Below are 20,053 nucleotides of genomic sequence, written 5' to 3'. Positions count from 1 at the left end.
AAGCCCTAAGCGTTGTGGAGCAATCACTTAGAAGTGGTGCACGTAGCGCGCCTGCACTCGGGTGCCCTCTGGGCGGTTTTCCGCGTCCTGCTCGAAGTAGGCGTTGAAGAACAGATGATCCTCCGGCGAGAAGCTGTACATGGCGCCGGGGCCGATGGCCCAGACCTTTTCCCGGCGGCCGGACACTTCATGGCCGTCGAAGCGGGTGTCGCTGATCTGCTTGAGCCAGTAGCCGTTCAGGCCCAGGCGCAGATGATCGGTGACCGCATAATCGGTGGTGAAGTTGGCGTGCAGCGCCTGGCCGGCCTGGATATCGTCCACGCCAGCGAAGCCGCGGGTGGGCGAATCGTTCTTGCCGTTGTACAGGTAGTGAGCGCGTATGGAGGCCGTCCATTTCGGCGTAAACCAGTAGGTGGCAGCCCAGTAGGGGTTGAACGACCAGGCGTTGTTGCCAGGGTTGATGTCGCGGTCACGGTCGTAGTCGCCGGTCGGCAGGTTGACCTGCAACTCGATGCGGTGCACAAAGCGCGGGCCGTCGGGCCCCATGATCGGGTCGAACTGGATGAACGGGCCGATCAACAGGTCGCCCATCCCGCTGCGTGCCTTGAGGGCGGCGTTATTCAAACCGTCATCGACGTCGATGTCGGCGATGATCGGCAACACAAAGTTCAGACCCAGGCTGCCGTTGCCCAGGCGCAGATCGGACAGATAGCTCAGTTGCGTGACCGCCAGCTGGAAGTCCAGCTCGTGCTTGGGCAACGCCAGATCGTTGCCATCCTTGTCACGCAGGTGGTTGGCCGAGTAGTTCTGCAGATACTGCTGGATATACCAGCCACCACCTGCCGGCAAACCGCCGTCCATGAAGCTGGTCAGCCCCAGGTTGACCGCCGGCAGATCATAGGCGCAGGCCAGTTGTGCACTCGCAAGGCCGGCACTGCAGGCACAGATTGAAAGCAGCTTTTTCATGATTAACTCCCCGTTACAGCAAAAAGTGGCGGCAGATGTTGGCGTTGTATGAAAAGCGCTTATTGGCCGAGGGCTGGATGCTGTGCAGCAACACGGTAGCGGCCTGCGTGGAAGACCAGCGGTTCTGCGCCGCTGTGTCGGCATTGTTCGATTTCACCAATAAAGATCAGGTGATCGCCGCCTTCGTACTGGGTGACGTTGCGGCATACCAGCACTGCAGCCACGTCATCGAGCACCGGCATGCCGGCCTTGCCGTGGCAGAAGGAGACCCCGGCGAATTTATCGCTGGCAGGCCGGGCGAACTGGCCGGACAGCCCGTGCTGGTCGGCGCCCAGCACGTTGATCGCAAAATGGCTGGCCTGTAGAAAGTCGTTCAGGCTCGGCGCCGTGCGGGCCAGGCTCCACAGCACCAGCGGCGGGTCGAGGGACACGGAAGAGAACGAGTTGGCGGTCATGCCGATGTTGCGGCCGTCGGCGGTGCGGGTGGTGACCACGGTCACGCCAGTGGCGAACTGGCCCAGCAGATTGCGCAGTTCGCGCACATCCAGGTTTTGCGCTTCAAGCAGGTCGGCGGGTGTCAGGGTGGTGGCGGCGTTCATGTTGATTATTCCTCGGCTGATCGTGGCGTGCGGCAGGCTTCAGGCGGCCTGTTGGCTCTTGTTCTGGATAAAGTCCTGACACTGGCGAGCGTCGAACCACCACGGCGCGAACTGGCGCGGGTCGTCGAAGGCGTTGGTGATCGCGCTGGCCACCGGCTGCGACTGGCTGGCGGCACCGAGCAACTGCAAGAGGTGCGGGGCCGGCGGTTGCAGCATGCTGTTGGTCCACTTGACCACTTCACCGGCGTACGACCAGTACTGCTCGAAGGTCTGCTCCATCCACGAACGGCTGAACGGCTGGTCGCCTTGCGCGAGGATCGCGTCCAGGTACACCTTGCTGCACTTGGCGGCGTTGTTGGCGCCCTGGCCGGTGATCGGATCGTTGACCACCAGCGCATCGGCCATGCCGAACACCTCACGGCCCGACGGCAAGGTCAGCACCGGGCGACGGACCATCGGCGTGAAGCGCCCGGACAAGAAGCCCTTGTCGTCGGTCAGGCTGACATTGGCGCAGCGCTCGGCTTCCCAGGGCAGGTAATGGCGCACCAGTTCCAGGCTTTTTTCCAGGTGCTGTTCGGGGCTGGTAATGCCCTGCCAGCAGTCCATCGGTCCGCCGGGGATGCCTTCGAAGACCATGATTTCGCATGGCCCGCTCAGGGTCAGCGCCGGGAACACAAAGTATTCGCCAACGCCCGGAATCAGGTTGAAGGCGACCCGCGAATACGGCGACACCGGCGTCATGCCCTTCACATAGGTCAGCGCCAGCGAACGCTGCGGGGTGCTGAACACGGTGCGCACCGGGTCTTTGGCGAACAGGTTGACCACCTCGCCCTTGCCGGCGGCAAGCAGCACCAGATCATGGCTGGCCGAGAGTTTCTCCAGCTCGTTGATGCCCACGTCTTCGATCAGCAGGTCACCGCCGCGCTTGACGAACTCGCCCATCCACACCGGCATTTTCAGGCGCTGGTCCACCGACTGGGCATAGCGGTCCAGCCGCGCGCTCCAGTTGAACAGCGACTGGCCAGGCACTTCAGGGTTGGCCACGTTGAGGCCGATGCCCTCGACCGCCGGGCACTGCTCTTCCCAGAAATCGAGGCCCAGGTCGCGCTCGATCTGCAACGAGCTGTTGAACATGCACTGGCTGGACATGACCTTGCCGGCGCGAATTTCTTCGGCTGTGCGATTGGTCGCCAGGGTGACGTGATAACCCTGGGCCAACAGGCCCAGACCCAGTTGCAACCCGGCCTGGCCGGCTCCGACGATAGCGATACGACGCATTGTTGTTCTCCGTTGGATCGAGGTTGATAACGCTGTGTGCAGGGTTTGCTCAGCAAGGCCTTTATTCAGCAAGGCGGGGAATGGCCGGCTGATTCTGTTCCGGGCCCATCACCGAATAGCCGCCGTCGACCGCATAGTCGGCACCGGTGACGAAGCTGGCGGCCGGCGAGCACAGAAAGGTCACCACATTGGCCACCTCGTCCGGCTCACCGAGGCGCCCCAGCAGGTGATACGCCGCCGCCACGCGGTCGGCCTTGGCGCGGTCACCACCGCTGACCTCGGCGATCACCCGCGACCAGGTCCAGCCCGGCGACACCGAGTTGACGCGAATGCCGTCGCCGGCAAAGTCCATGGCCATGCTGCGGGTCAGTTGCTTGATTGCGGCCTTGGACACCGGGTAGATCCAGCGCCCGGTCTGCGCGCAACCGGCCGAAATCGAGGTGAAATTGACGATTGCGCCGCGCCGTTCCTTGAGGTCCTGATGCACCGCCTGGGCCAGCGCCACCGCCGAGACCAGGTTGATGTCCAGGGCGCGCAGCCAGTCCTGGCGCGGCGAGGCAAAGCCGTCGTCCTGATAGGTGCACGCCAGGTTGATCAGCAGGTCGACCGGGCCCCACTCGCCACGAATCTGCGCCAGCGCCGCGCTCAGCGCTGGATCGTCGGTAATGTCGACTTCGACGAAGCGGGCCTGCGCACCGAGCAGGCTGGCGGTCTGCGCGCCGGCTTCACGGTCGATATCCAGCAGCGCGACGCGGGCACCGGCGGCGATCAGGCCGCAGGCGACCGCCATGCCGATCAGGGTCGCGCCGCCGCTGATCAGCGCCAGCTTGCCGTGCAATGCAGTGCCATTGAGAAAAGCGGACATGACAGGCTCCTTATGCCGAGTGCTTGGCGCTGTCGGCCCAGTTGGGCATCAGCGTGTTGGAGGGCAGGCTTTCATCGCGCAGCTTGTCGGCGGTTTCACGGCCGGCTACTGGCAGCCCGTTCGGGTCGAGCAAGCCGATCTGCACCAGCACGCTGGCCTGGTCCCAATAGATGTGTTCGTGGCAGAGTTTGGGCCCACGGAAACGCACCACGCCGAGCATCGGAATCTCGACCTTGCGCCCGGTGGGCGGAACCCCCGGCAGCATCCAGTCGATGACGCTGTCGTGGGTGAAGGTCATGATGAATTCGTCGACGATCTGGGTTTGGCCAACCGTGCGCGAGATCGGCGTCAGGCCCATGTCGGCCGGGTTGCCGTGGACGAAGTGATGCTGATAGAAGCGGCTGAGCTGGGCGTAGCCGACGCCGCCGGTCATGGTCGGGATGTGGTTGACGTAAGGTTCTGCGACCATGGTGGCCATGGTGGCCGGCACATCGCGGGTGTCGAATTCGTGACGGATGTGTTCTTCCCACAGCGCCGACAGGTCGTAGTCCGGGCCGATGCTCAGGCGCAGGGCTGCCACAGTGCGCTCGTGGGCAATTTGCGCGGCGGCCTTGTCGAAATGATGGCCCTTGGGCCGGGCAAAGGCATGGTCGACACCGGGATACAGGTGCGTGGTCAGCCCAGGCGTCTGCCCGGCAGCAGCCTGAATCTGCGCTTGCGCCGCTGGCGGGCAGAACTGGTCGTTGCCGGCCAGGTGCAGCACCAGGCGCCGGCCTTGCAAACCTTCGAGTTCGTGCAGGGCATTTTCGATACCAACGCCGTAATAGCCCACGGCGCACGCCACTTGCGGCAAGCGACACGCCGCCAGATAGGCCAGCTTGCCACCCAGGCAGTAACCGACCACGCCTTGGGCGCCCGGCGTGCATTCAGGCAGTTTGCTCAAGGCTGCCAGGCTGCTGGCGATGTCATCGATGCCCAGCGCTTCGTCATAGGCCTGATACAGTGAAAAGGCGATGGCAAAGTCTTTTTCGGTGTAGTCCAGTTCGATGCCCGGCACCTGGCGCCAGTACAAGTCGGGCACCAGCACGGTGTAGCCTTCTTCGGCCAGGTCATCGGCCACCTGGCGCATGGCCGGGTTGACGCCGAAGATTTCCTGGCACAGCACCACACCGGGACCGCGGCCACCGATTGCGGTGGCCAGGTAGGCCTGAAACTGCTCGCCGGCAGGACTGGTGACAGTGATATAGCGACCGTTCATGTGATGTTTCCAATGCGATGGACGTTGGAAACATTCTTGCGGTACAGCCCGAAAGCGCACTATCCGATCCGTGCAAGGGTTGTCCGGCGCGTGCATAAACTTTCAGGCCTGTTCATGGGCTGAAAACTGGCGCGGCGATTGCTATATATCCGTAAAGGCCCGCTCAAGTGGCCATTGGAAACAGTAGAGGTGCCGCAGTATCCGGTTACTGCAAGAACTATCCGGATACTGCAAACGCCCGGTAACAGGGTGGCGCACTCTGCTCGCAAACCGTGCGTGCGCGAGGTAGAACATGAACACCGAAACCCCATTGTTCAATGCCAGGAACCGCTTGTTCGTGCTCAACGATGCCGAGAGCATCCGGCATAACGTCAGCAATGTGTTCAAGCCCCACGAGCTGCGGGCCATCGGCCCCTCGAAAGCGATCAGCGCCGCGATGCATCATTTGCAACGCGGTAACCTGTCGCTGAGCCGCCTGGAATATGGCGCCCCGGTGCTGATCGACCCCGGCCGGCTGGAACATTTCTTTCTGGTGCAGATGCCCATTCGCGGCAGCGCCGAGATCGACTGCGACGGGCAGGTGTTTACCTCGTCCCCGCAGTGCGCCTCGCTGATTTCCCCGGACACGCCCGTACACATGCGCTGGGCCGCCGACGCGCCGCAACTGGCGCTGCGCCTGGAGCGCATCGACCTTGAGCGCCATTGCAAACAGCACCTGGGCCATCACCTCGACAAGCCACTGCAATTCGCCCCGCAACTGCGCCTCGACAGTCCGGGCGGCAGTTATTTCCTGCAGTTGCTGAGCACCCTGATGGAGGCCTTGTGCTGCGCCGACCACCCGCTGCACCAGCCGATGGTGTTCAAGCAGTTCGAGTCGACCCTGCTCAATGCCTTGATCTACGGCCAGCCCAATAACCTGCACATCCCCCAGAGCACCGGCGACGGCCGCAAGCTGTCGCCGTGGTTCGTCAAACGCACCGAAGAATTCATCCGTGCCCATGCCCACGAGCCGCTGAGTATCGAGCAAATGGCCGAACACGCCGATGTCAGCGTACGCACGCTGTTTGCCGGGTTTCGAGAATTTACCGGCACCAGCCCGATGGCGTATTTGCGCGACGTGCGCCTGGAACAAGTACACCAGGAGCTGTGCAGCAACCGCGACGCGTCGGTCACCGATGTGGCGCTGAAATGGGGCTTTGCCCACCTGGGGAGGTTTTCGCAAGAGTACCGCAAGCGTTATGGCGAACTGCCGTCGATGACGCTGCGCTGCCGCGCCGGACTATAAAAACAAAAACGCCCGCTGTGCGGGCGGGCGTTTGCTGACGCGGAGGTCGTGCTGACGATCAGGCGCCGGCCAGCACACCTTTTTCGATGTGCTGGTGCGCGGCACTCAGGGCCTCGGCACGCAGTGCGTCGCCATAGGCCAGGCCGTGGGCGCGGACGAAGTGCAGGTCGGTGATACCGAGAAAGCCGAACAGCACCTTGAGCAGCTCTTCATGACCCACCCCGCTTGGCTGGCCGACATGCAGGCCACCGGAGGTCGACACCACGATCACTTTCTTGCCGCCCGCCAGGCCTTCGGGACCGGTTTCGCTGTAGCGAAAGGTACGGCCGGCCACGGTGATGCGGTCGATCCAGGCCTTCAACTGACTGGGCAAAGTGAAGTTGTACATGGGCGCGCCCACCACCAGCACGTCGGCGCCGAGAAACTCTTGCAGAATCGCTTCGTTGCCGTCCACTTCCTGCTGTTGAGCAACGCTGCGGCTTTCGGCCGGGGTCGCGGCAGCGGCCAGGCTGGCGGCCGAGAAATGTCCCAGGTTATCGCTGGCCACGTCACGGTAAGTCACTTGGCTGCCCGCCTCACCCGCCTGCAAGGCGGCGACGACACGCTGGGTAAGCTGACGCGAAGCAGAATGTTCGCCGAGGATGCTGGAATCGATGTGCAGAATGTTCATGGCTATTTCCCGAATGATCTCGCCAGGCGCGGCGACGAATGGCGATCATCCTACCGGCAATGACAATGGTTGATTAGCCCGGAAAAATGCGACTCATTGTCCCATCAGCAGGACAATCGGTCTGCCACACCTTGAATGACACTTCAAACGCATCCAGCAACCCCCTCACCGCCGGCAATAGCCCGCGCCGCGACGCAAATACAGCATGCACGATGCCACATTCGGGTGGGTGTTCGGCAAACAGCGTCACCAGCCGGCCCTGACGCACATCTTCACGCACCATGATTTCAGGCAACTGAGCCACGCCGACACCCTGCAAAGCGGCTTCACGCAGCACATTGAGGTCTGTGCTGATCAGCCGCGGGGCATAGCGCACCTCCTGGTAATGGTGTGCGTCAGCATGTGCACTGGAACGCAACCGCCAGCGGTAATCCACTGTCGACGTCGGCTGGCTGACACTGGGCAGGTTCGACAAGGCCTCAAGGCCGGCACCGGGTGGTATTAATAAAGCCAGATCAGGGTGCGCTACCAGCGCTTGCAAGCTGCGACCCAGATGTTTGACCACCAGACCTTCATCCTCAAGCGGCGGAAAACGGACACGCAAGGCGATGTCAACGTGTTCGGCCAGCAGGTCGACACGGCGGTTGGAGCTTTCGATATGCACATGCACTTTGGGGTGCGCCGCCATAAAACTGGCGACGGCTTGATTGCCGCCCATGCAGGCGAGCATCGGCGGGCAACTGATCGTCACCCGGCCCTGAGGTTCAGCCTGCGAGCGCAGGATGAAATCTTCGGCCGCCTCGGCCTCGACGATCATGGCCAGGCAGTGCGCATGGTAGTCGCGACCGCTGTCGGTGACCGCAAACTGGCGGGTGGAGCGCTGAATCAGCCGCACTCCCAGACGCTCTTCGAGCCCGGCAATACGCCGGCTGAGCCGGGATTTGGGGATGCCCAGCTTGCGACTGGCCGCAGCAAAGCCTTGGCACTCGACCACCTGGACAAAATAATAGAGATCGTTGAGATCGAACACCGCATCACCTTGGGCCGGTTGAAGCGGTCAGTATGCCAGCGCCAGGCACACACCTGGCGCTGCAAGGACTTATTGAGCGGTCAAAAACGCCAGCACCGGGCGGGTGAACAACTCGCCGGCTTCAACGCTGGACAGGTGCGCAGCATGCAGGTCGACCTGCTGCGCGCCGTCGATGCGCTCGACCATGAAGCGTCCGTGTTCAGGCGTGGTCACCGCATCCTGAGTGCCGCAAACCACCAGCACCGGCAACTTGATCGAGGCGATCTGCTCGCGGAAATCACCATCGCGCACTGCCGCGCAGTTGGCGGCATAGCCTTGTGGCGAGGTCTGCGCCAGCATGCCGACAATCGGCTCGACGCGGGCCGGTTCCTGCTCGGCAAATTGCGGGGTAAACCAGCGCGAAATCGACGCATCGCGCAACGCGACCATGGCTGGCTGGCCATCACGCAGCACGGTTTCGATGCGCGGGTTCCAGATTTCAGGACTGCCAATCAGGGCCGCAGTGTTGCACAGCACCACACGGTGCAGGCGCTGCGGCGCGTTGATTGCCAGCCACTGGCCGATCAGGCCGCCCATCGACAGGCCGACGAAATACGCACGGTCGATGTCCAGCGCGTCGAGCAGGGCCAGCACATCGCGGCCATTCTGTTCGATGTTGTACGGGCCTTCGGTCACCAGCGAGCGGCCATGGCCACGGGTGTCGTAGCGCAGCACACGAAAATGCTCGGTAAAGGCCGGAATCTGGTTGTCCCACATGTGCAGATCAGTGCCCAGCGAGTTGGAGAACACCAGCACCGGCGCATCGGCCGGACCTTCGAGCAGGTAGTTGAGTGGACCATCGGCAAGTTGCACGGCAGACATTCGAGGCTCCTGACAGGATAAAGCCTGCACACTAAAGACTGGGGCGGACGGCTACAATCCGCTGATCGATTATTCGTGCGACTATCGAACACCTTCCACCTTGAGGACCCGTTATGCAAAGCGAAGACATTGCCGGTTTCTGCCTGCAATTGCCCGGCGCCCGTGAGGATTACAAATGGGGCGGCGTGCGGGTGTTTTCCGTGGCCGACAACAAGATGTTCGCGCTGATGCACCTGGCCGGCGACGGGCTGGCGTTCAAGGTCGCGTCCGATCTGTTTCTGGGCTATGTCGACCGCCCCGGCATCCGCCCCGCTCCGTACCTGGCCCGCGCCCACTGGATCAGCTTGGCGCGGCCCGAGACGATCAGCGACGAAGAACTGCGTGACCTGCTGACCCGCTCACACCAATTGGTGGTGGGCAAGCTTTCGAAGCGCCGCCAGGTGGGGTTGTTGCTGGATGGACAAGCCTGACGCAGTCAGCGGCCTACGCGACATACGGCGCATAATCGATGAACCCCTTCGCGCCACCGCCGTAGTAGGTGTCACGATCTGCCTCGGTCAGCGGCCAGTCGTTTTCCAGGCGTGCCACCAGGTCCGGGTTGGCAATGAATGGCTGGCCAAATCCCGCAAGGTCGATCAAGCCAGCGTCGAGCCACTGCTGGGCGCGCTCGCGGGTCAGGTCGCCGGCCAGAATCAGCGCGGTGTTGCCCAGGCCTTTGCGGCAGTTACCGAGCAAGGTGTCCAGCGCTTCCTGTTTGGCCACGGCATTGTCTGGCTTGAAAAAGAAATGCGTCTGGTCCATCACGTGCACATAGGCGATGCCGCGCGCGCCGAGGCCGGCGCACAGGGCGCTGTAGGTTTCGTCGATCTGCGGGTACAGCGGCATGTCGAACAGTTGCCCGTACGGCGAGATACGAATCCCGACCTTGTCCTTGCCGATGCGCTGGCTCACGGCATCGACCACCTCAAAGACAAAGCGCAAGCGGTTCTCCAGGGTGCCTGCGCTGTAGCGATCGCTGCGATCGTTGACCTCAGGGTTCATGAACTGCTCAAGCAGGTAACCATTGGCCCCGTGAATTTCGACGCCGTCGAAACCAGCCTCGATGGCATTGGCGGCCGCCTGGGCGAAGTCGTTGACCACCCGCCCGACTTCTTCGGTGCTCAACGGCCGTGGCTGTGAGGTCGGCACAAAACCCTGTTGCCCTTGCTCGTCATAACCGAAGGCCACGGCGCCACGGGCCGGCTTGCTGCTGGCGCTCACCGGCGCGGCGCCGTCGATCTGGATCGAGGTGTGCGACACGCGCCCCACATGCCACAACTGGGCAAAGATCCGCCCGCCTGCGCTGTGTACCGAGTCAGTGGTCAGCTTCCAGCCGGCAATTTGCTGCGGGCTGAAAATGCCCGGGTTGAACAGATATCCCTGGCCTTCGCGAGAAATCGGCGTGCCTTCGGACACGATCAAACCCGCCGTGGCGCGCTGGGTGTAATACAGCGCGATCTGCTCGGTGGCGATGTCTTCAGGCGCACGGGAACGGGTCATGGGCGCCATGACCACACGGTTACGCAATGGGGTGCTGCCTAACTGAAACGAATCGAACAAATTCATGAAAACTCCAGAGTGAAGGTCGAATACCGGCAGCTCATATCGTTGTGCCAGGCTTTGACGTAGCCTATTGCAGAATTAATCATCGATTTCGGACATAAATGACCTTATGACCGGAGCCAGATTCATCAATAAGGCACGCCATGTACTCTTCCGAACGCCTCAAGGGCCTCGATGTTTTCGTGACCGTCGCTGACATGGGCAGCTTTGCCAGCGCGGCCGAACGCTTGAACCTCACCGCCTCCGCCGTCAGCAAAAGCGTGGCGCGGCTGGAGTCGCGACTGGGTGCCCGCTTGTTCCAGCGCACCACGCGACGCTTGTCGCTGACCGAGGCCGGGCTGACCTTTTACCGCACCTGTACCGCGGTACTGTCGGATCTTGAAGAAGCCGAACTGACCCTGGCCACTGAACACAACGAGCCGCAGGGCAAGATCAGGATTGACCTGCCGGCGTCATTCGGGCGGCTGCATGCGTTGCCGTTGATCCTGGATTTCGTCCGTGCGCACCCGCAGTTGCTGCCGCACATTTCGTTTTCCGACCACTTTGTCGACCCGGTGCAGCAAGGCATCGACATCGTGGTGCGCATTGGCGGCCCGGACAGTTGGCCGGCGGCGTTGGGGCATCATTTTCTCGGCGCGCAGCGGCTGATCATGTGCGCCTCCCCTGCCTATCTGGCCGGGCATGGCGTGCCGCTGAACGAACAGGATCTGGAGCACCATCACTGCATCGCCTATGCCCACACCGACGGTCTGGTCGCGCCGTGGTATTTCAAAGGTCGTCAGCCCGGCGAGATGGAGCGGCGCACGCTGCAGCCACGCATTGCGGTGGGCGACGGCGAAGGCGAAGTGATTGCAACCCTGGCCGGCCACGGCATCGCGCAACTGCCCACCTGGCTGGTGCAGGGGCATCTGCAAGAAGGTCGTTTGCTTGAGGTGCTGCCAGAGCTGGCCACGGACGGGCTGCCGATGAATATCGTCTGGCTGAAAAATCGTGAAGGGCTGGCGAAAGTCAGTGCCTTGCTGGCGCATCTGAAACAGCACCTGGCGCCTGATGGCCGTATCGACTGAGAGGATTTGAAGCAGGAAGGATAAAAATGGCAGGGGCGGCTGGATTCGAACCAACGCATGGCAGGATCAAAACCTGCTGCCTTACCGCTTGGCGACGCCCCTGTATTGCTGCGAGTGCATGGCACTCGTTAGAACATTCCCGCAAGCCCTGTTGCAGTGCTGTGCTGGAATGGCCGGCAATTTAACAACATTTTTCACATCTGTGAAGCCCTGATGTAATAAAAAATTACTTTTAAAACAGCTGGTTACTGATTGATCAGGATTTTTTGCGGGTAGAACGACCGTAGGACCGGCTTCAGCCGGGAAACAGACGGCGCAATTTGTGCACTTCGCTGCTAAAGCCGCTCCTACAGAGCCAGGTTCCTGAAACATAAAAAAAGGCGCGGCATAAGCCGCGCCCAAGGCCGTACCAGTCGAGCCATCGCCCCGGTACGGCATGTGAGGCACCACGTTAGGCGTCAGCCATGAATAGATCAAATAGATAGTTTTTTGCCTTGGAAATAAGGCGCTTTTATAAACCAACAGGCACATATCTTGCTCTCGCCGCTGCATCAGTTCGCACGGTGGGAGATTGGGTAACATGGGCTTGATGTTCGAGAGCAAAGAGCTGGACTGCATGGCCGAAATCATCTGGCGCCTGTGCGAATACAAGGGCAAGCCCGATGCCCGCTCTGCCGTATTGCAACTGGTCGCGCAGCTCTTGCATGCCGATTACGCGGCCTCGTTTGTCTGGGACGAACAGCAACAGCGCTCTACCCGGCGTTGCTCGGTGAATATCGATAACGCGCACCTGAACGCCTACGATGCGTTTTTTCACCAGGTCGACCTGGTCACGCCGGCCATGCGCCCGCTGGCCGAAGCGACCAACGTCGATCGGGTCATTCAGCGCAGTACCTTGCAGCACAGCCAGTTCTACTGCGACTTTCTCAAGCCCGCCGGCATGCACCACGGCATCAACGTGTATTTCTTCGATCAGGGCCGCGATGTCGGTGATCTGCGCATCTGGCGCGGCGCGGGCGACCCGGCGTTTGGCGAGCGCGAAGAGCGGATTCTCAAGGAACTGACGCCCTACTTCACCAAGTCGCTGGCCCAGGTTGCTTGCCCCGGCGCACGGCTGTCGCAGCGCGAGGCCGATGTGGCGCGGCTGGTCGCAAACGGTGCAAGCGACAAAGAAGTCGCCCGCCAACTGGGCATCGCCTTCACCACCGTGCGTACCCACCTGAACAACGCCATGAACAAACTGGAATGCACCAACCGCACCCAGCTTTCCCGGCACTTTTAAAGCGCCCTCCTCATTCTTGAGGAGTTTCAACACGTCCCCTGCCCGATAAGGTTTTCGCTAACGGCACTTGCGCCGCACAACCGGAACGAGACGGGCTATGCACTATTCACGATGGATCAAGGGCGCGCCGCTGGCACTGGCCGCCACCACCACGCTGGCGGCCACGGTGCCCCAGGACCTCACTGAACTGACCGGCAGCGAAGCGGCCGCCATGGTGTGTGCCCGCACGGTCAGCAGCCGCCAACTGGTCGAAGCCTTTCTGGCGCGCATCGACAGCCACCGCCAGCTCAACGCTTTTATCGCCGTAGAGGCAGACCGGGCCCTGGCGCAGGCCGACGCCTACGACCAGCGCCTGGCCCGTGGCGAAGCCTGCCTGCCACTGGGCGGCGTGCCCATCGGTATCAAGGACAACATTCAGGTCAAGGGCTTTGCCAATAGCGCCGGCACCCCGGCACTCAAGAATTTTTATCCAGCCAGCAGCGCGCCGGTCGTCGAACGCTTGCAGGCCGCAGGCGCAATCATCGTCGGCAAGACCAATATGCACGAACTGGCGTTTGGCTCGTCAGGCTATAACACCGCCTTTCACGTGCCAGGCACCATCGGCGTACGCAATGCCTATGACCCGAGCCGCATTGCCGGTGGCTCTTCATCGGGCAGCGGCAGCGCGGTCGGCGCCCGGCTGGTGCCGCTGGCGCTGGGCACCGACACCGGCGGCTCGGTGCGCCAGCCCTGCGCCCTGAACGGCTGTGTCGGCCTGCGCCCAACAGTTGGACGCTACAGCCAGCACGGCATTACACCAATTTCGCCCACCCGCGACACCGCAGGCCCCATGGCTCGGTCAGTCGAGGACGTGATCCTGCTCGACCGGGTGATCACCGGCGAACAACCGGTTGCCGCACCGTTGCCAAAGCAGATTCGCCTGGGCGTGGTCAGCGAGTTCTGGACCGACCTTGCCCCCGAAGTCGAACAACAGGCGCGTGCGGCACTGGCGCAACTGGAAAAAGCCGGCGTCACCCTGGTACCGGTGACGATGCCGGGCATTCATGAATTGAATGCGCGGATCAGCATGCCCATCGCGCTGTATGAAGGTCGCGATGCCCTGCAAGCCTGGCTGCGCGACCAGCACACCGGTGTGTCGCTTGAGGAACTGGCCCGGCAGATTTCCGGCCCCGACGTGAAGGGCCTGTTCGAGCATTTCATCATGCCGCGCAAACTGCCGCACCCGGATGGCCAGGTAACCGACCTGGCACCGGCGTATCGCTGGGCGATGGACAGCGGCCGGCCGCAGCTCATCCAGCATTACCGCACGCTGCTCGACAGCCACACGCTCGACGCTCTGGTGTTCCCGACCACACCGGAGCTGGCAATCCCCAGCAACCCACAGGCCACAAGCTTCGACGCCTTCGCCCGCATGATCCGCAACACCGACCCCGGCAGCAACGCCGGGCTGCCGGGCATCAGCCTGCCAATCGGGCTGGCCGGCACACCTGCGCTACCGGTTGGCCTGGAGCTCGACGGCCTGCCAGGCAGCGATGCGCGCCTGCTCGCCATCGCCCAGACCCTGCAAAACCTGATCGGCCGCCAGCCACTGTCGCGCAACTGAATTCCCCCCTCAAAAGAGACATGCCATGAGAGCAATGTTTTGCGTCCTGACCCTGCTGGGCCTGTACAGCGGCTTTGCCAGCGCCTACGTGATCACCACCGAGCCCGGCGACAATGCGCCGCTGCCGGAAGGCACCCATCTGGGCGTCATGTACTACCAGCACGCCGAACGCAACGAAGTACGGGTCGACGGCCACAAGGTGCCGGGCGACTTTCAGCTCGACAGCGATATCGTCCTGGCGCGCTACGTTGAGTGGACCTCGCTGGCCGGTTTTCTGGTCACCCCGCAGGTGATCCTGCCCTGGGGCCACCTGAAGATGAGCGGCGACAACAAGCGCTCCGAAAGCGCCTTTGGCGACCCGTTCATCGGCAGTGCGATCTGGCTGTACAACGACCCCGACAAGGAACGCTATTTCAGCATGGGCGCCTTCGTCGGTCTGCCATTGGGAAGCTACGACGGCGATCAGGGCGCCATGAACATTGGCGAAAACCGCTTCAAGGGCGTGCTGGAAGTCAACTACGTCCACGCCCTGATCCCGCGCACGCTGTACGGCGAAATCACCTTTGAGCGCGACTGGTTCGGCGAGAACGACGACTACCTCGGCGGCCGACTCAAGCAAGCGCCAGTCTTCGAAGTGCAGAGCCACCTGCGTTATGTACTCAACCCGGCGAACCAGTTGGGCCTGACCTGGATTCACACCACCGGCGGCGAAAACCGCTTCAACGATCAAGCCCTTGACGACAGCCTCAACGGCAGCCGCTTTCTGCTCACCTGGTCGCACTTCCTGACCCCGAAAACCCAGCTGCAAACCCAGGCTGGCCGAGACCTTGAGGTCGATAACGGCCCCAAAGAAAACCTGCGCCTGAACCTGCGCCTTGCCTACCTGTTCTGACCGGAGAGCCCCCACATGAGCCAACACACTCGCTACAAGGTTGCCGCCGTCCAGGCCGCACCGGTTTTTCTCGATTTGCACAAAAGCATCGACAAGGCCATTGACCTGATCGCCGAAGCCGCTAACCAAGGCGCGGCCCTGATCGCGTTTCCCGAGGTGTGGATCCCCGGTTATCCATGGTGGATCTGGACCGATGCCCCGGCAAGCGGCATGCGCTTCGTGCAGCGCTACTTCGAAAACGCCATGGCGCCTGGTAGCGAACCGTTCCAGCGCCTGCTGGATGCCGCCGCACAGCATCGCATTCATGTCGTGCTGGGCTATGTGGAACGCAGCGGCGGCACGCTGTACCTGTCGCAGGCGATCATCGACGACGAAGGCCGGCTGGTCGGCAACCGGCGCAAACTCAAACCCACGCATGTCGAACGCTCAGTGTTCGGCGAAGGCGATGGCCGCGACCTGGTGGTGTTCGACACCGCACTCGGCCGGCTCGGCGCACTGAACTGCGCCGAGCACGTGCAACCGCTGTCCAAGTTCGCCATGTACGCCCAGCACGAGCAAGTGCATGTGGCCGCCTGGCCGAGCTTTTCGGTGTACCGCGGCGCGGCGTTTCAGCTCAGCGCACAAGCCAACAACGCCGCCTCTCAGGTCTACGCGCTGGAAGGCCAGTGCTTCGTGCTGGCGCCCTGCGCGATCGTCGACAAGGCCATGCTCGCCGAATTGATCGACACCCCGCAAAAGGCCGAATGGCTGCTTGAAGGCGGCGGCTTTGCGATGATCTATGGGCCGGACGGCGCCCCGCTGTGCGAGCCGATTGCCGAGACGCAGGAAGGGATTTTGTACGCGGATATCGATCTGGGGAGTATTGCCGTGGCCAAGGCCGCGCTGGACCCGGTGGGGCATTACGCACGGCCGGATGTGTTGCGGCTGCTGATCAACCGTACGCCGGCGCAGCCGATGCAGGAGTGGGTGGATGAGTCGAGTATGAACAGCGATTCGCTGTAGTATTTGACAGCCCCATCGACAAAACAAAACAAGGAAATGTTAATGAGTCTGACCGATGACCTGAACACGTTGCTCAAGCAGGAGCAAACCCTGCAATTCAAACGCTTTGACGAGCGAACCGCCTGGCAATTGGGCTCTCTGTTGTATGACCGTGCCACCTCGCACAACTGGCCACTGGTCATCGACATCAGACGTTTTGATCGCACGCTGTTCTTCGCCGCCTGCCCCGGCGTGACCTCGGACAACCACGACTGGGTCAAGCGCAAGGCCAATACCGTGCAGCGTTTTCTATGCAGTTCCTACCGCATGACCCATGAGCTGGCACTAGAGAAAAAGACCCTTACAGAGCGTTACCACCTCTCGCCTGCGGACTATGCCGATTGCGGCGGTGGCTTTCCGCTGACGGTCGAGGGCGCAGGGGTGATTGGTAGCGTAGTGGTCTCAGGTCTGCCGGACCGGCAGGATCATCAGATCATTGTCGAAGCACTCTGCGACCTGCTCGGCCATCGCTACGAAGACTTCACCCTGACGCCTGGCAGTTTCAAGCCTGAGTAATCAGGCAAGATCCCCTTCGATGATGATCAACTGACGATCTGCTGCGCGAAGGGCATGTGCCTTCGCTTCTGTATAGGCCGGGTCTGCATAGCAGGCCCTGGCTTGCTCGTAAGAAGAAAACTCGACGACCAGCGCCCGGCTGGCATGGGTCAGTTCCTTGAGCGCGTCGGGCTCAAGCACACGAATGCTTGCACCGTAGTGTTCGCCGATGGGCTTCCACAGCCGTGCGTATTCTGCTTGTGCCTGAGCGTCTTTGACCTCAGCACCCAGAATGATCCAGTAGCCTTTCATCGTGTTCTCCACTGTCAGGAATGTTCGGGGGTGAATTGTTCGGCCGCGTCATCACGGGATTGATCGGCACGCGGGTTCCACTGCACGCCGGACCTGGCAATCACGCCAGGCTTGAGGCGTTGGGTGTCGTCATAGTCTTGCCATGAATGAAAGTACAACGGCTCAAGGTGCTCCAGATTGCCCAGATGCCTGGCGTAATTGTCCAGATGCTGTGCGCGCTGTTCTGCTGAAAGTCTGGCGGGCATCCAGGCGGCATACGGTGGCAACACAGTAAACCCGGTGTAGGCGAGCATGCCATTATGAATCGGCCAAAGAATATGATGCAGGTCACCATCGATGCCGCCCGGTTCATACAGGGTCGAGGCCGTGCCGGTGGTCAGGCACAGCAACGCACGCTTGCCCTTGAAGTGGCCGCGCTCGTACTTCCTGCCGGCGGAGTAAGCAAAACCACGGGCAAACACCCGGTCGACCCAGCCCTTTAAAATCGCCGGCATCGAGAACCACCACAGCGGGAACTGGAATATGACCAGATCGGCTTGTTCGACCTTGCGTTGCTCTTCACGTATGTCCTGAGCAAAAGACTCATGGGCAAAGGCGTGGTCCTGTTCTGCCGACAGATCCAGATAGTCGGCATTGGCCCGAACGCCGGTAAAGTCCCCTGCTCCCAGTGCGGCATTCCAGCCCTGTGCATACAGATCGCTTACGGTGACCTCATGACCCGCCGCCCTGAATGTTTTAAAGGCAACCTCTTTCAAGGCCGCACTGAACGATTGCGGCTCGGGGTGGGCGAAGACAATCAGCACATTCATGATGGTTTCCTTGGAAAGGGTCTGCCTCATTCTTGTGGTTGCTGTGCAGGGCCGACAAATGATTTTATGTTCGCCTCATACCGAAGAAAAACTACGCCATGAAAGCTGAACTGCCGCTCAAGTCCATTGCGTACTTCGACGCCGTCATGAGAGCAGGCAGCCTGACAGCGGCGGCCGATCAACTGTGCGTAACGCCCGGTGCGGTGGGTCAACAGATTCGCAAACTGGAGGCCTGGCTTGGGGTGTCGCTGTTCTTGCGGGCCACGCGCAAACTTCATCCCACGCCCGAAGCACTGAGTTACTGGGAAAACGTAAAACCTTCGCTACGCCAGCTCGATGAAGCGCACAAGGACATCCGTATCGACAGCAATCCTGAGGTACGCCTGAGCCTGCCGCCGGCCCTGGCCAGCAAATGGTTCTCGCGGCGCATGCCGTTGTTGATGCAGCAACACCCCCAGTTGAAGTTGCACTTGCGGGCCACCGAGGCGCTGACCGACTTCGACAAGGATCCGATTGATTTCGCCATTCGCTACTTTGACGGCAAGTCGTCCAGGCTCACCGTCGAGCCGCTGCTCAGCGATGAACTACGGGTCTACTGCCATCCGTCCTATCGGCAGCGACTGCAACTGAATGAAATCACCGATATCGGAAAGGCCAGGCTGTTGCATACGCTCTCTCACGATCACTGGGCGCTGTGGTTGAGCCGTGTCGGGATGGCGCATTTGAACGACCACAGCGGGCCGCGCTTCGATCAATCGATCCTGTCCATCGAAGCCGCCAGGCGTAGCCAGGGCCTGGTGCTGACCAGTCCCTGGCTGGTCGAGGACGAGCTGGAGTCCGGCGAACTGATACGACTCTATGAGCCTGCGCTGGTCGTCGACCGGGGCTTCTACATCATCTACCGCCCGGATAGGCCCATGCGCCCCGCTGCCCGGCAATTGCGACAATGGCTGATCGACGCGGCCCTTGCCTGCAACCCGGCCTCCTGACAACAAGCAATATCCGGAGCCTGCTGACAACGCCGATCCGCAGATATGCAAGATGCGGCTATCGATTTGCCGGTATCGGCTTTTTTCCCTCTACCCCCCGTCCCTACAGTAAGCACGACTTCAACGGCGACCCGCGCTCGCCTTACTCAGGAATCGTGCATGTCCAGCCTGTCTTTGCGTGTTGAACGGATCGAGCCGCTCACTCCCACCATCCGCCGTCTGATTCTGGTCGACGACGCCGGCAAAAGCCTGCCGGGCTTTACCCCCGGCGCGCATATCGAGGTGCAGATTCCCGGCGAGAAAAGCCAGTGGCGCGCCTACTCGCTGGTCAACCTGCCCAACGATGTGCACTACGAAATCGCCGTGCAGCTCGAAGAGCGCAGCACGGGCGGTTCGCGCTGGATTCATGGCCTGCAGGTCGGCGAGCCCATCAGCGTTCGTGCCCCCCGTAACCACTTCGAGCTGATGGACGGCGCCGATGATTGCCTGCTGATCGCCGGTGGCATCGGTATCACGCCGATTCTCGGCATGGCCCGCTCGCTGTCGAGCCAAAACCGGCCTTTCACCCTTCACTACGCAGGCCGCGCGACGGCAGGTATGGCGTACCTCGCTGAAGTGCAGGCCCTGGGCACGGCGCAGTGCTGGGTCAGCGGCGGCGATCCTGCCTTGCGCATGCCGCTGTCCACGTTGCTGGCTTCACCGGCAAGCGGCCGCCAGCTGTATGTCTGCGGCCCCAAATCACTGATTACCAGCGTCCTGCAAACCGCTCGCGAGTGCGGCTGGGACGACAGCCAGGTTCACAGCGAACTGTTTATCGGTGCGCTTGGCGCAGAGAGCGGCCTCGATGCAGAAGCCGGTTTCGAGGTCGAGTTGCGCGCCAGCGGCGTCACGCTACAGGTGCCAGCAGGCCAGACCGTACTGGAAGCGATGATCGAGGCCGATCTGGACCCGATGTTCGACTGCCGCCGTGGCGACTGCGGCGTGTGCGTGGCCCAGGTGCTGGAAGGCGCGGTCGAGCACCGCGACATCTGCCTGTCCGAACGCGAGCGTGCCGAAGGCAGTTTTTGTACCTGCGTCTCACGCGCCAGCGGCGCCCGGCTGGTCCTCGATTTGTAAGCATGACTTTTTATGGCCGTCAAAAAAGGAAAC

Annotated in this window: 22 protein-coding genes and 1 tRNA gene; 10 read left to right on the top strand and 13 right to left on the bottom strand. The window is 61.8% G+C overall.

Annotated elements, in window-relative coordinates; all coding sequences use genetic code 11:
• Positions 1–27 precede the first annotated feature (27 nt).
• From ACYP2A_RS03410 to ACYP2A_RS03390, 5 genes are all read right to left on the bottom strand, one after another.
• Positions 28–966 (bottom strand): SphA family protein, encoded by a 939-nt coding sequence (locus tag ACYP2A_RS03410; RefSeq protein ID WP_459742780.1) that lies wholly within the window; start codon positions 964–966, stop codon positions 28–30.
• Positions 967–1,025: 59 nt separating this feature from the next.
• Complete coding sequence (locus ACYP2A_RS03405) at positions 1,026–1,565, bottom strand: flavin reductase family protein (protein ID WP_459742778.1); 540 nt, start codon at positions 1,563–1,565, stop codon at positions 1,026–1,028.
• A 39-nt stretch (positions 1,566–1,604) separates the two neighbouring features.
• Positions 1,605–2,843: a styrene monooxygenase/indole monooxygenase family protein gene (locus ACYP2A_RS03400; protein WP_459742776.1), complete on the bottom strand. Its 1,239-nt coding sequence runs from the start codon at positions 2,841–2,843 to the stop codon at positions 1,605–1,607.
• Between the two features lie 61 nt (positions 2,844–2,904).
• The gene (locus ACYP2A_RS03395; RefSeq protein ID WP_459742774.1) at positions 2,905–3,708 is read right to left on the bottom strand and encodes an SDR family oxidoreductase; all 804 of its coding nucleotides are present in this window, start codon (positions 3,706–3,708) and stop codon (positions 2,905–2,907) included.
• Between the two features lie 10 nt (positions 3,709–3,718).
• The gene (locus ACYP2A_RS03390; RefSeq protein ID WP_459742772.1) at positions 3,719–4,966 is read right to left on the bottom strand and encodes a dienelactone hydrolase family protein; all 1,248 of its coding nucleotides are present in this window, start codon (positions 4,964–4,966) and stop codon (positions 3,719–3,721) included.
• 292 nt (positions 4,967–5,258) lie between these two features.
• On the opposite strand from ACYP2A_RS03390, the gene ACYP2A_RS03385 reads away from it, so the two are divergent.
• Positions 5,259–6,251: an AraC family transcriptional regulator gene (locus tag ACYP2A_RS03385; RefSeq protein WP_459742770.1), complete on the top strand. Its 993-nt coding sequence runs from the start codon at positions 5,259–5,261 to the stop codon at positions 6,249–6,251.
• Positions 6,252–6,309: 58 nt separating this feature from the next.
• Here the strand turns inward: ACYP2A_RS03385 and ACYP2A_RS03380 are convergent, their stop codons facing one another.
• The 3 genes from ACYP2A_RS03380 to pcaD form a co-directional block, all read right to left on the bottom strand.
• The gene (locus ACYP2A_RS03380; protein ID WP_459742769.1) at positions 6,310–6,921 is read right to left on the bottom strand and encodes an NAD(P)H-dependent oxidoreductase; all 612 of its coding nucleotides are present in this window, start codon (positions 6,919–6,921) and stop codon (positions 6,310–6,312) included.
• Positions 6,922–6,994: 73 nt separating this feature from the next.
• Positions 6,995–7,951 carry a LysR substrate-binding domain-containing protein gene (locus tag ACYP2A_RS03375; protein ID WP_459742767.1) on the bottom strand — a complete coding sequence of 319 codons (957 nt, stop codon included), beginning with the start codon at positions 7,949–7,951 and terminating at the stop codon, positions 6,995–6,997.
• A gap of 69 nt (positions 7,952–8,020) precedes the next feature.
• The gene (gene pcaD, locus ACYP2A_RS03370) at positions 8,021–8,812 is read right to left on the bottom strand and encodes a 3-oxoadipate enol-lactonase (protein WP_459742765.1); all 792 of its coding nucleotides are present in this window, start codon (positions 8,810–8,812) and stop codon (positions 8,021–8,023) included.
• Between the two features lie 113 nt (positions 8,813–8,925).
• Between pcaD and ACYP2A_RS03365 the strand changes: the two genes are divergently transcribed.
• Complete coding sequence (locus tag ACYP2A_RS03365) at positions 8,926–9,282, top strand: MmcQ/YjbR family DNA-binding protein (RefSeq protein WP_459742763.1); 357 nt, start codon at positions 8,926–8,928, stop codon at positions 9,280–9,282.
• 13 nt (positions 9,283–9,295) lie between these two features.
• On the opposite strand, the gene ACYP2A_RS03360 is transcribed toward ACYP2A_RS03365, so the two are convergent.
• The gene (locus ACYP2A_RS03360) at positions 9,296–10,417 is read right to left on the bottom strand and encodes an alkene reductase (RefSeq protein WP_459742761.1); all 1,122 of its coding nucleotides are present in this window, start codon (positions 10,415–10,417) and stop codon (positions 9,296–9,298) included.
• Positions 10,418–10,557: 140 nt separating this feature from the next.
• Between ACYP2A_RS03360 and ACYP2A_RS03355 the strand changes: the two genes are divergently transcribed.
• On the top strand, positions 10,558–11,481 hold the full coding sequence (locus tag ACYP2A_RS03355) for a LysR family transcriptional regulator (protein ID WP_459742759.1): 924 nt from the start codon (positions 10,558–10,560) through the stop codon (positions 11,479–11,481).
• 27 nt (positions 11,482–11,508) lie between these two features.
• Here the strand turns inward: ACYP2A_RS03355 and ACYP2A_RS03350 are convergent.
• A tRNA-Gln gene (locus ACYP2A_RS03350) sits at positions 11,509–11,583 on the bottom strand.
• Positions 11,563–12,099 (bottom strand): hypothetical protein, encoded by a 537-nt coding sequence (locus ACYP2A_RS03345; RefSeq protein WP_459742757.1) that lies wholly within the window; start codon positions 12,097–12,099, stop codon positions 11,563–11,565. The genes ACYP2A_RS03350 and ACYP2A_RS03345 overlap by 21 nt, the downstream gene beginning before the upstream one ends.
• On the opposite strand from ACYP2A_RS03345, the gene ACYP2A_RS03340 reads away from it, so the two are divergent.
• The 5 genes from ACYP2A_RS03340 (at position 12,098) to ACYP2A_RS03320 (ending at position 16,815) form a co-directional block, all read left to right on the top strand.
• Entirely contained in the window at positions 12,098–12,763 is a 666-nt protein-coding gene (locus ACYP2A_RS03340; RefSeq protein ID WP_459742755.1) for a helix-turn-helix transcriptional regulator, read from the top strand. The two genes, ACYP2A_RS03345 and ACYP2A_RS03340, sit on opposite strands and share 2 nt — an antisense overlap.
• 97 nt (positions 12,764–12,860) lie before the next feature.
• Positions 12,861–14,366, top strand: a complete 1,506-nt coding sequence (gene iaaH / locus ACYP2A_RS03335) for an indoleacetamide hydrolase (RefSeq protein WP_459742753.1) — start codon at positions 12,861–12,863, stop codon at positions 14,364–14,366.
• Between the two features lie 25 nt (positions 14,367–14,391).
• On the top strand, positions 14,392–15,258 hold the full coding sequence (locus ACYP2A_RS03330; protein ID WP_459742751.1) for a transporter: 867 nt from the start codon (positions 14,392–14,394) through the stop codon (positions 15,256–15,258).
• A gap of 15 nt (positions 15,259–15,273) precedes the next feature.
• Positions 15,274–16,260 (top strand): carbon-nitrogen hydrolase family protein, encoded by a 987-nt coding sequence (locus ACYP2A_RS03325; protein ID WP_459742749.1) that lies wholly within the window; start codon positions 15,274–15,276, stop codon positions 16,258–16,260.
• Positions 16,261–16,302: 42 nt separating this feature from the next.
• On the top strand, positions 16,303–16,815 hold the full coding sequence (locus ACYP2A_RS03320; RefSeq protein WP_459742747.1) for a heme-degrading domain-containing protein: 513 nt from the start codon (positions 16,303–16,305) through the stop codon (positions 16,813–16,815).
• On the opposite strand, the gene ACYP2A_RS03315 is transcribed toward ACYP2A_RS03320, so the two are convergent.
• Both ACYP2A_RS03315 and ACYP2A_RS03310 read right to left on the bottom strand, forming a co-directional pair.
• Positions 16,816–17,106: a DUF1330 domain-containing protein gene (locus ACYP2A_RS03315; RefSeq protein WP_459742745.1), complete on the bottom strand. Its 291-nt coding sequence runs from the start codon at positions 17,104–17,106 to the stop codon at positions 16,816–16,818. It abuts the gene before it with no gap.
• Between the two features lie 14 nt (positions 17,107–17,120).
• Complete coding sequence (locus tag ACYP2A_RS03310; RefSeq protein WP_459742744.1) at positions 17,121–17,915, bottom strand: NAD(P)H-dependent oxidoreductase; 795 nt, start codon at positions 17,913–17,915, stop codon at positions 17,121–17,123.
• 98 nt (positions 17,916–18,013) lie between these two features.
• Here ACYP2A_RS03310 and ACYP2A_RS03305 point away from each other — a divergent pair, with 98 nt between their 5' ends.
• Together ACYP2A_RS03305 and ACYP2A_RS03300 are read left to right on the top strand one after the other, a co-directional pair.
• Positions 18,014–18,904 carry a LysR substrate-binding domain-containing protein gene (locus ACYP2A_RS03305; RefSeq protein ID WP_459742742.1) on the top strand — a complete coding sequence of 297 codons (891 nt, stop codon included), beginning with the start codon at positions 18,014–18,016 and terminating at the stop codon, positions 18,902–18,904.
• 159 nt (positions 18,905–19,063) lie between these two features.
• A complete protein-coding gene (locus tag ACYP2A_RS03300; protein ID WP_459742740.1) occupies positions 19,064–20,020 on the top strand; it encodes a PDR/VanB family oxidoreductase in 957 nt (318 codons plus the stop codon).
• The last annotated feature ends 33 nt before the right edge of the window (positions 20,021–20,053 follow it).

The organism is Pseudomonas sp. 3A(2025), assembly GCF_054589175.1.
This window is presented reverse-complemented; position numbering and strand designations above follow the sequence as displayed.